Raw genomic sequence first — 10,728 nt, forward strand, 5'->3', positions numbered from 1 at the left:
CGATTGCCGGCATGATTGAAGCGGGCGAAAGTGCTGAGCAGGTCGCTCGGCGTGAAGCGCAGGAAGAGGCCGGGTTAACAATAGGCGAACTTTGGCCTATGCTTAGCTACTTATCTAGCCCGGGTGGCACAACTGAGCGGATCCAACTGTTTTTAGGCCAGCTTACCGCGCCGGTGCAGCAGGGCATTTTCGGTTTGGCCGATGAGCAGGAAGATATTAAAGTGCATCTGGTGCCCCGCACGGTGGCAATGCAGCTGCTGGAGCAGCAAAAAATAGATAACGCTGCCAGTGTCATTGCGCTGCAATGGCTGGCCCTTAATCTGGACAAAGTAAAACACGCCTGGGGAGCCTGAAGTGTGGTTTAAGCGCCGTAAATATGTACCACAATTACCGGATTTTCTCGCACTGTGTGAACGTAATTACGCGCAGCTGAACCGCTATTTGTCTGACGATACCCGTCAGGGGCAGTCGACGGTTATTCAGGTCTCGGCGCAACATCGTTATTGTATCAGTGTCAGCGATGTCGCCCGTTTTACCACTACCTTACAGATTGAACTGATAGACGAGCAGCAGCATTTTTTCCGGCCGCATTTTGTGGTGCGGTTGTACCATGATGCCCAGGTAGCCGAAGTGCTGGCCTGTCAGCATATCAGTCGGTTCAAAGCGCGCTATGATTACCCCAATCTGGATATGTTGCTGCCGGATGAAAAAAGGCAAATCAACCTGCTATTGCGCGACTGGCTGAAACTCTGTGCCGGTCAGGGCTACATTAACCGGGAGCTGGTGTTCGGTTAATGCAGTATCGGTTTACGCCTAAAGAGAATTATTATCTGGTGCAGATCACTGATTGCCACTTGTTACAAAGTGCAGACGGTTATTATCAGCAGGTGCAACCTGCAAAGCATCTGGCTGCCATAATCAGGCAGTTGCGTAAAGAGCAGCCCGATGCGGTGATTTTAACCGGCGATCTCACCCAGGATCACAGCGAAGCGTCATACCGCCTGCTGGCTGAGATTATGCAGGGATTAACGTGCCCGGTATTTGTAACGCCGGGTAATCATGATGATGAAACCATGCTAAGCCAGCTGTGTGTTGCCCCCCCTTTTCGTATAGAACAGAGCCTGCAATTGCAGGGCTGGCAGCTGGTATTGTTAAATACCAAAGGTGCGACGCCTGCTGGCGTATTCCCCGGCACGCAGCAGCAATGGCTGGCACAGCAATGCCGTGATAGCACACAAGCTAATATCTGGCTGTTTTGCCATCATCACCCTGTGCCGCTTAACTGTTTTATCGATAAACACGGTCAGCAGGATCAGACTGCGCTTTGGCGTAGTATTATGACCGAGCCGCGGATCAGGGGAATTGCGCACGGTCATGCTCATCATGCTTATCAGCGCCAAGAGCAGGGCGTAACTGTGGTAGGCTGTCCGGCCAGTTCAGTGCAGTTTCTGCCGCAGCCGCACTGGCAGACAGTAAATGAAGGGCCGCAGTGGTGCGATTGGTTTTTTAGTGCCGAAGGAGATGTCAGCTGGCAGTTCCGGCGGCTGTATGAATGACAACAAGACAAAATATGAACAGTAAAATACTCTATTTGCACGGCTTTGCCAGCTCGTCGCTGTCAGAAAAAGCGCAGCAGACCACGGCGTATTTCCGCCAGCATTACCCGCATATTGATTATGTCGCACTGGATTTGCCCTATCAGCCTGCAGCGGCGCTGGATCTTATCAGGCAGCAGATAGGGCCACGGCGTGATGTTGCTCTGATAGGCAGCTCTTTGGGCGGCTTTCTGGCCACCTGTATTGCCGAGCAAATTGACTGCCGGGCTTGTTTAATTAACCCTGCTGTGGCGCCGCACACGGTATTGGATAAACATCTGGGCCGCTATTATCACCCGGTGTTGCAACAGCACTTTGATGTTACCGGTGCGCAAATGAGCCAGTTGCAACAAATGATGCCGGCGGCGCTGCAAAAGCCACAGAATTATCTGCTGTTGTTGCAAAGCGGCGATGAAGTGTTAGATTACCGTCTTGCGCTTGAATACTATAAAGGTGCAACCATAAAACTGAGCGAAGGTGGTGATCACAGTTACGTTGGCTATGCCAGCGAACTGGAGACTATTGCCAACTTTTGCCAACTTGCGTAAAACGCGCTTAATCCTATCAGCCAGTGACCGAGACTATGACATCACAACAGTACAATGCCGATTCGATTGAAGTGCTGACCGGGCTTGAACCCGTGCAGCGTCGCCCCGGAATGTATACCGATACCAGCCGGCCAAACCATTTAGGGCAAGAAGTTATCGACAACAGCGTCGATGAAGCGCTGGCAGGGCATGCCGATGCAGTACAAGTTATTTTGCATGATGATCAGTCACTTGAAGTAATCGATAACGGCCGTGGTATGCCGGTGGACATCCACCCGGAAGAGGGCGTTACCGGGGTTGAACTGATCTTCTGTCGTTTACATGCCGGCGGTAAGTTCTCCAACAAAAACTACCAGTTCTCCGGTGGTTTACACGGCGTGGGCATTTCAGTAGTTAACGCCTTGTCGAGCCGGGTTGATGTCACCGTGCGCCGCGACGGTAACGTCTATGAAATGGCGTTTGAGCATGGCAATAAGGTGTCTGAGCTTAGCATTACCGGCACTGTGGGTAAACGCAATACCGGTACCCGGGTACGGTTCTGGCCAACGGCATCTTACTTTGACTCTGCCAAATTCTCGGTCAGCCGCCTGCTGCATGTATTAAAAGCCAAAGCTGTGTTGTGCCCGGGGCTGACCGTCAGTTTCGATGACAAAGTAAACCAGCAACAGTACCAGTGGTGCTATCAGGCCGGCATTAAAGATTATCTGGCCGAGTCAGTTAAAGATTATGTTTGCCTGCCGGAGAAGCCGTTTGTCGGCAGTTTCAGTGCCAGTACTGAAGCGGTGGAGTGGGCGTTGTTATGGCTGCCGGAAGGCGGTGAACTGGTAACCGAAAGCTATGTTAACCTGATCCCGACGGCTCAGGGCGGTACTCATGTTAACGGCTTGCGGCAGGGGTTACTTGAAGCGTTACGTGAATTTTGTGAGTTCCGCAACCTGTTGCCGCGCGGCATAAAGCTGTCAGCAGAAGATATCTGGGACCGCTGTGCTTATATCCTGTCGTTAAAAATGCAGGACCCGCAATTTGCCGGTCAGACCAAAGAGCGCCTGTCATCGCGTCAGTCAGCCGCGTTTGTGTCCGGTATCGTTAAAGATGCGTTTAGTTTATGGCTGAACGAGCACACCGATATTGCAGAAAGCCTGGCAGACTTTTGTATTAACAACGCGCAAAAGCGCTTAAAAGCGGCCAAAAAAGTCGTACGTAAAAAAGTGACCTCAGGTCCGGCCTTGCCCGGCAAGCTGGCGGACTGTTCATCACAGGATTTAAACCAGACTGAACTGTTTCTGGTAGAAGGTGACTCGGCAGGTGGTAGTGCCAAGCAAGCGCGCGACCGCGAGTTTCAGGCTGTTATGCCACTGCGCGGTAAGATTTTGAATACCTGGGAAGTGGAATCCGGCCAAATTCTGGCGTCACAGGAGGTGCATGATATTTCTGTCGCCATCGGTATGGACCCGGACAGTGACGATTTGACCGCACTGCGCTACGGTAAAATCTGTATTCTGGCGGATGCTGACTCAGATGGTCTGCACATTGCCACCTTGTTATGCGCCTTGTTTATGCGCCATTTCCGTAATCTGGTTGAGGCTGGGCATGTTTATGTCGCCATGCCGCCTTTATACCGCATTGATATCGGCAAAGAGGTATATTACGCGCTGGATGAGGATGAGAAAAATGGCATTCTGGACCGGATAGAAGCAGAGAAAAAACGCGGCAAAGTAAATGTGCAGCGTTTTAAAGGTTTGGGTGAGATGAACCCGTTGCAACTGCGTGAAACCACTATGGATCCTAACACCCGGCGTTTAGTGCAACTGACGATAGATGACGTAACACAAACCATGGAAATCATGGATATGTTGCTGGCGAAAAAGCGCTCGACAGACCGTCGCGAATGGCTGGAGCAAAAAGGCGACAAAGCGGCCCTTACGGTTTAACAACAGCACTCAGCACAAGGCGTCAGACTGTGAACAAACATTTATCAGCAATTATGTTTTGTACCGGCATGCTGTTGAGTCAGGCAGCTATTGCCGCGGCGCTGCCAGACTGGCTGGCGCAGGTAGACGAGCAAAAGCACCGGCAACCTGAGCAAATGTTACAGCTGCTGCAACAGCATCAGGCTGAGCTGGCAAGCCTGACACCTGACGTACAGGCAAACGGGTACTATCAACAGGCGGCATTGATGAAAGCGCTGGGCCGGCATCAGGAACAGCTGGAGGCGGCAGAGCGGGGGCTGGCTCTGCTCGGGAAAGAGCCCTCGCTGTTAAAAGTTGATCTGCTGTATCAGCTGGGTTTTGCGCTGGAAATGCAAACACAATATCAACAGGCAATGCAGCACTATCAGCAAGGGATGGAACTGGCCACTTTGCTTGATGATGAAAAGCATGTTTTGTTGGGGCAGATTAATCATGCTGCATTACTCAGTGCGCAAAATAAAGAACAGCAGGCATTACTGTTACTCAAAGATACTTATCAACGTGCTCAGCCGCTGAAAGATGCTGAACTGCTGGCAGAAATAAATGCTGAACTCGGGTTGTTATACGCCTCACTGGCGTTTGAACAGGATGCGATTGGCCTGCTAAATGAAGCGCTAAAGCAGTACGAGCAATTGGGCTGGCAAAAAAATCAGATCACGGTGCTGTTTAATCTGGCCCGCACTTATAGCTATCTGGAGCAGTATCAGCTGTCGTTGCAAACCTATAATCAAATGCTGCAAAAAAGCCTGCAGGCTGATGATAAGGTGAACCTGTACCATGCCTATCTGGGGCTGGCTATTACCAGCAGCGACAGTGGCAACGGCGACGCAGCCTTGTCGTACATCGATAAAGCCGAGCAATATTTACCTCAGTTACAATCCACCTCGCATATTTCGACGCATCACTATGAAAAGTCACTTATTTATCAGAAGCTTAATCAAAGTTCGCTGGCAATGCAGCAAGTGGTGCTGGCTGAGCAGGCGCTGACGGATGAAAGTGTCGCTGAAGATAGCCCAACCCGCCTTAATGTCTGGTACTTAAAAGCCCAGTTATTGGCAGAGCAAGGTGAGTATCAACGGGCTTATCAGCAGTTAACCGATTTTGTTTTCCTGTTTCAGGATGTGCGCAATAAAGAGAATGAGCTGGCACTGGAACAACTGCGGCTCGGCTTTGATCATGAACGGCAGCTGCAGCAGAACCGCCTGCTGGAGCAGGATAATGAACTTAAAGCTTTGCGACTGAAAGAAGCAGAGCGTGACCGGCAGGTACAGTTTTTGTGGCTGGCGGTGTTGGGGTGTAGCACATTGGTGTTGCTGATCCTGCTGTTATGGCAGCTGACCCGCAAAAAATCTAAATCTATAGCGACCGGGGCAGAAGTGTCCGGCCAGACAGGATAAGTTATGACAGAAACAGTAATTTCGTATGACGGTGTAGAGCAGCTTCCGCTGCGGCGTTTTACTGAAGAGGCGTACCTTAATTACTCCATGTACGTCATTATGGACAGGGCTTTGCCGCATATTGGTGACGGATTAAAGCCGGTGCAGCGGCGTATCGTGTATGCGATGTCTGAGCTGGGTTTGTCACATCTGGCAAAGTACAAAAAGTCGGCGCGTACAGTTGGTGATGTGTTAGGTAAATTCCACCCGCATGGCGATTCGGCATGTTACGAAGCTATGGTGCTGATGGCTCAGCCATTTTCTTACCGGTATCCGCTGGTCGACGGTCAGGGCAACTGGGGTGCACCGGACGACCCGAAATCGTTTGCGGCAATGCGTTATACCGAAGCCAAGCTGTCGCGCTTTTCTGAAGTACTGCTGTCTGAACTGGGTTCCGGCACGACAGATTGGCTGCCGAATTTCGATGGTACGCTGGAAGAGCCCAAAGTGCTGCCAGCACGCTTACCGCATATTCTGCTCAACGGCATTACCGGTATTGCGGTGGGGATGGCAACCGATATTCCGCCACATAACGCGCGTGAAGTGGCACATGCCTGCGCCGCCTTGCTGGACAATCCGCACAGTACAGTGACGGATTTAATGCAGTTCGTAAAAGGACCTGACTACCCGACTGATGCCGAAATCATCAGCCCGGCAGCCGACTTAGCCGCTATCTACGAAACCGGCCGTGGCAGCGTAAAAATGCGCGCTATTTACCAGCAGGAAGATGGTGATATTGTCATTACCGCTTTGCCGCATCAAACATCGGGTGCCAAAGTGCTGGAGCAGATTGCTGCCCAGATGCAGGCGAAAAAGCTGCCAATGGTCAGTGATTTACGTGATGAGTCGGATCATGAAAACCCGACCCGGATTGTTATCGTACCGCGTTCAAACCGCATTGACGTTGAACAGTTGATGCAGCATCTGTTTGCTACCACGGACCTGGAGAAAAGCTACCGGGTTAATATCAACATCCTGGGGCTGGATAACCGGCCACGGGTAAAAAACCTGCTGGAAATCCTGACCGAATGGCTGACCTTCCGTCGCGATACGGTGCGCCGCCGCCTGCAATACCGCTTGGACAAAGTATTGGACCGGTTACATGTATTGGAAGGTTTATTAATAGCCTTTCTGAACATTGATGATGTGATCCGTATTATCCGCACTTTTGATGAGCCCAAACCTGAGTTGGTGTCATTCTTTGGCATTACCGAGCGCCAGGCCGAAGCCATTCTGGAGCTGAAATTACGCCATTTAGCCAAGCTGGAAGAGATGAAAATCCGCGGCGAGCAGGACGAGTTGGCCAAAGAGCGTGATAAGTTGCAGGCGATCCTCGGTTCGGAGAAAAAACTGACCAAGCTTATTCGTGACGAGCTGCTGGCGGATGCTGAGAAATACGGTGACGACAGGCGCAGCCCTATAGTGGTGCGCGGCGAAGCCAAGGCGCTGAGTGAAAAAGAACTGCTGCCAAGCGAGGCCGTTACTGTGGTGCTGTCGGAAAAAGGCTGGGTGCGCTGTGCTAAAGGCCATGATATTGACGGTAATGCGTTAAGTTACAAAGCCGGTGATGCCTTCAAAGCCATGGCCAGTGGCCGTTCAAACCAGCAAGCGGTATTTATCGATTCATCAGGCCGCAGTTTTGCCACCGAAGCGCATGAACTGCCATCTGCCCGCGGCCAGGGCGAGCCGTTAAGCGGTCGCTTTGCGATGGTGGCAGGTGAGAGCTTTGAGCATGTGCTGCTGGACGATGACAAGCAAGCCTTACTGCTGGCCAGTGATGCCGGCTATGGTTTTGTCGCCGAGTACAGCGACTTACTCAGCCGCAACAAGGCCGGTAAAGCCGTGCTAAGCTTGCCGGTAGGCGCAAAAGTCTTACCTCCGGTGGTAGTGAAGCAACCGGATACTGATTTGGTGCTGTGTATTTCTAATGAAGGCCGCATGCTGGTGTTTCCGGTGGCGGATTTACCTAAGCTCAGCAAAGGTAAGGGCAATAAACTGATGTCTATTCCATCAGCCCGTGCTGCCAGTCGTGAAGAGTATGTCTGTCAGCTGGCAATAGTACCGGCTGATGGCAGCGTGACGCTGGTAGCCGGCAAGCGCAAGCTGGGGCTGAAAGCGGACGATCTGGCGCATTATCACGGTGAGCGCGGCCGGCGGGGCAACAAGTTGCCACGTGGTCTGCAGCGCATTGATGAGGTGCAGGTTAGTCAGGGTAATGACGGCGATAGTGATCAAACCAGCAGTAACGATTAAAGCCGCTATACTAGGCGCCTTTTTCAGGCGCCTTTTTGTTTGTTGCAAACATAGTGTTTGTGCAGGTGTTGGTGCTGCAGGCTGGAGAGAGCAGTGATTGCGGTAATTCGCTTAATGTTGTTAGTAGTATTCTTTATTGTCAGCACCGTCGCCGGTTTGCTGGTTTGCCTGGTGCGACCGTTTCATGCCGAAAATGTGCGTATTTTTTCGCACTGGTATGGCAAAGTAGCCTGGCTGTTTGGCATCGAGGTCGAAATCCGCCGTGACCCGGCTATCGAAGCTGGCACACCTTATGTGTACATTGCTAACCATCAGAATAATCTGGATTTATTTGTGATGAGTAATGCTGTGCAGTCGCGCACAGTAACCATTGGTAAAAAAAGCCTAAAGTTTATTCCGTTTTTCGGTCAGCTGTACTGGCTTAGCGGCAATATTCTGATTGACCGCAACAACAAATCGAAAGCCCTTAACACTATGCTGGCAGCTGCCGAGCGGATTAACCGTGATCGCTTGTCTGTATGGATGTTCCCCGAAGGTACGCGTAGCTATGGCCGTGGCTTGTTGCCCTTTAAGATGGGCGCTTTTCATATTGCACTGGAAGCAGCGGTACCATTGGTGCCGGTTTGTATGAGCAGTACCCACGACCAGTTTAAACTGAACCGCTGGAACAACGGCAAAGTAATAATTCAGCTGATGGCGCCGGTAGCGTTGCCTGCCCGGGAGCAGATGAATATTCGTGAGTTTGCACAAAGTATGCACCAGCAGATGCAACAGCAGATTGCTTTACTTGATAGCGAACTGGGCAACGACTACACTGCCAGCACTATTGCAGCGAAAGAGTAATTTTATGGAAAATTGGCAGGAATTTACTGAAGACACTATAGGTGCATTACTGGAAGATGGCAGCGATCCGGATGCGTTGTACACCATCGAGCACCATTTCTACGACAAAGACTTTGCCAAGCTGGAAAAACTGGCTGTCGAGCTGTTTAAGCTTGGCTATGAAGTGACCGATGCCGAAGAAGTTGAGTTTGAAGACGGCGGTAACGCCTGGGTGTTTGATGCAATACGTGAGCAGTCGCTTGATGCCGACAGTATTGTTGCCGATGCGATTAAGCTTGAGGAACTGGCGCATAAACATAAAGTGGAATACGACGGCTGGGGCACCTACTTTGAGGGTGATGATGACGTCGAATATGATGACGAAGAATAAATCCTGCTGAAAAAGCCGCTGTAAAGCGGCTTTTTTGTTGCCGTGCCGGCGTATGTCAGCAATCAGCTTTGCGATACGGTCTGGCCATCACGTAAACGCTCGGCGCCGCGGGTGACCACTTTCTCACCGGCTTGTAAGCCTTCATCTACCGTGACCCAATCGCCGTTGCCGTCGCTGATTTTTACCGCTTTACGGTGCGCGACGTTGTTGTCATCCACTGTCACCACATAGGTGCCGTCGCTGCGCAGCAGTAAGGCGTCACGATGCACTGTCACTGCTGCTTTGGCATCACGGGTGGCGACTTTGACACTGACCAGCTCGCCAGCCAGCCAGGCAGCAGAGGCTTTACCCAGTTTTAACCTCAGTTCAGCGCGCTGGCTTTGCGCATCTGCTGCCGGGATCAATGCTGTTACTGCCGCGCTGCCATGTTGTTGTTGATTGCTGATAGTCAGGGTGTCACCAAGGTGGACAAAACGCAGGTATTGCAGCGGAATATAAGCCCGCACCTCAAGCTGATAAATATCCTGTAAACGGAGCAGGGCGGTGTTGCGCAGCACATCACCACCGGCTTCGCGCAAGCGTTCAGCCACGATACCGGCAAAAGGTGCCCTGACTTCTGTTCGGCTTAACTGATCATCTATCTGTGCAATACGGGCCGCCATGATGTCAGCATCGGCTTGTGCCAGCTGGTAATCAGAACGGGCTTTATCCAGCTGTAACAGTGAAACACTCTGGCTTTGTTGTAAGTCCTGCAGCCTTTTGTATTCACGGCTGAAATAGTCTGCTTGCAACATGGCCCGCTGGTGCTGGGCTGTCAGCTCGGCTTTTTGCAGCTGCAGTGGCTGCGGATCCAGCTGCGCCAACAGGTCACCGCGTTGCACTGTGGTGCCGGCTTCGGCCACCCAGCTCAGGCGGCCATCAATGCCAGCTGTCAGCTCAGTGTTATTCAGGCTGGATATGGTGCCAGCAATATCCATTGTCGGTACTTCGTAGGAAAGCCGGCTTTCTGTTAGCTGTACTGACGTTGCCGGCGCCGTTTGCGCTAAGGCCAGCGAACTGCATAAACAACTGATGAGCAATATCGATTTATACATGGGAATTTCCTTGGGCAGCGACAGTAGCACTGCGTATACGCATTGAAACCGGACGCTGCATTTGCAGTACAGCAGGTAACAGGATCAGAGTAAACAGGGCACTGATGGCCATGCCGCCGACAATAACAGTCGCCAGGCCGCGGTAGATTTCGGCGCCGACACCGGGGATCAGCATCAGTGGCAACATGCCAAATAAACTGGTTAATGTGCTCATATACACCGGCCGGGCGCGCAGCAGTATTGCCTGTTGCACCGCCTGCTGCCTTGGCAGGCCTTCACGCTCACCGCTGCGGGTCTGATCAACCAGCAGGATGGCATTGTTAACCACCAATCCCAGCAAAATAATAAAACCGATCATCGTCAGCAGATCGAGCGACTGTGTGGTAAACAAATTGACCAGCGCCAGTGCCATGACGCCGCCAGCAACGGCCAGCGGCATCACCAGCAACACCAGCAAGGCATCGCGTAACGAGCGGAACAAGGCAGTCATCAGCAGCAGCAGGATAAGCAAAGCCAGCGTGAAGTTCAGCAGCATTTCGTCTATTGCTGAGTTCATCTGGCTGGCGTTACCGCTGAGCAGCAGGCTGGCACCTTCTGGCAGTGCCTGTTGCATCGGAGG

Annotated in this window: 11 protein-coding genes; 9 read left to right on the forward strand and 2 right to left on the reverse strand. The window is 51.9% G+C overall.

Translation table 11 applies throughout. The features are described from left to right. The 9 genes from VIN66_RS07420 to rraB all read left to right on the forward strand — a co-directional run. A partial coding sequence (locus tag VIN66_RS07420; protein ID WP_331923389.1) for an NUDIX domain-containing protein occupies window positions 1–353 on the forward strand: 353 nt, incomplete at its 5' end. A gap of 1 nt (window position 354) precedes the next feature. After that, the gene (locus VIN66_RS07425; protein ID WP_331923390.1) at window positions 355–795 is read left to right on the forward strand and encodes a DUF1249 domain-containing protein; all 441 of its coding nucleotides are present in this window, start codon (window positions 355–357) and stop codon (window positions 793–795) included. Further along, on the forward strand, window positions 795–1,556 hold the full coding sequence (locus VIN66_RS07430; protein WP_331923391.1) for a metallophosphoesterase family protein: 762 nt from the start codon (window positions 795–797) through the stop codon (window positions 1,554–1,556). Before VIN66_RS07425 ends, VIN66_RS07430 begins: the two co-directional genes overlap by 1 nt. Before the next feature lie 14 nt (window positions 1,557–1,570). After that, window positions 1,571–2,143, forward strand: coding sequence for a YqiA/YcfP family alpha/beta fold hydrolase (locus VIN66_RS07435; RefSeq protein WP_331923392.1), 573 nt, complete (start codon window positions 1,571–1,573; stop codon window positions 2,141–2,143). Window positions 2,144–2,178: 35 nt separating this feature from the next. Continuing rightward, complete coding sequence (gene parE / locus VIN66_RS07440; protein ID WP_226767785.1) at window positions 2,179–4,074, forward strand: DNA topoisomerase IV subunit B; 1,896 nt, start codon at window positions 2,179–2,181, stop codon at window positions 4,072–4,074. Between the two features lie 29 nt (window positions 4,075–4,103). Beyond that, entirely contained in the window at window positions 4,104–5,510 is a 1,407-nt protein-coding gene (locus VIN66_RS07445) for a hypothetical protein (RefSeq protein WP_331923393.1), read from the forward strand. Between the two features lie 3 nt (window positions 5,511–5,513). Further along, on the forward strand, window positions 5,514–7,802 hold the full coding sequence (gene parC / locus VIN66_RS07450) for a DNA topoisomerase IV subunit A (protein ID WP_331923394.1): 2,289 nt from the start codon (window positions 5,514–5,516) through the stop codon (window positions 7,800–7,802). 93 nt (window positions 7,803–7,895) lie between these two features. Beyond that, window positions 7,896–8,645: a 1-acylglycerol-3-phosphate O-acyltransferase gene (locus VIN66_RS07455; protein ID WP_331923395.1), complete on the forward strand. Its 750-nt coding sequence runs from the start codon at window positions 7,896–7,898 to the stop codon at window positions 8,643–8,645. 4 nt (window positions 8,646–8,649) lie between these two features. Further along, window positions 8,650–9,015 carry a ribonuclease E inhibitor RraB gene (gene rraB, locus VIN66_RS07460; protein ID WP_134059205.1) on the forward strand — a complete coding sequence of 122 codons (366 nt, stop codon included), beginning with the start codon at window positions 8,650–8,652 and terminating at the stop codon, window positions 9,013–9,015. A 62-nt stretch (window positions 9,016–9,077) separates the two neighbouring features. Here rraB and VIN66_RS07465 read toward each other — a convergent pair whose 3' ends face one another. Together VIN66_RS07465 and VIN66_RS07470 are read right to left on the reverse strand one after the other, a co-directional pair. Beyond that, window positions 9,078–10,109 (reverse strand): efflux RND transporter periplasmic adaptor subunit, encoded by a 1,032-nt coding sequence (locus VIN66_RS07465; RefSeq protein ID WP_331923396.1) that lies wholly within the window; start codon window positions 10,107–10,109, stop codon window positions 9,078–9,080. Beyond that, the coding region (locus VIN66_RS07470) for an efflux RND transporter permease subunit (RefSeq protein ID WP_331923397.1) at window positions 10,102–10,728 on the reverse strand (627 nt) is incomplete at its 5' end. The genes VIN66_RS07470 and VIN66_RS07465, both read right to left, overlap by 8 nt.

This window comes from Rheinheimera sp., assembly GCF_036568245.1.
GTDB lineage: Bacteria > Pseudomonadota > Gammaproteobacteria > Enterobacterales > Alteromonadaceae > Alishewanella.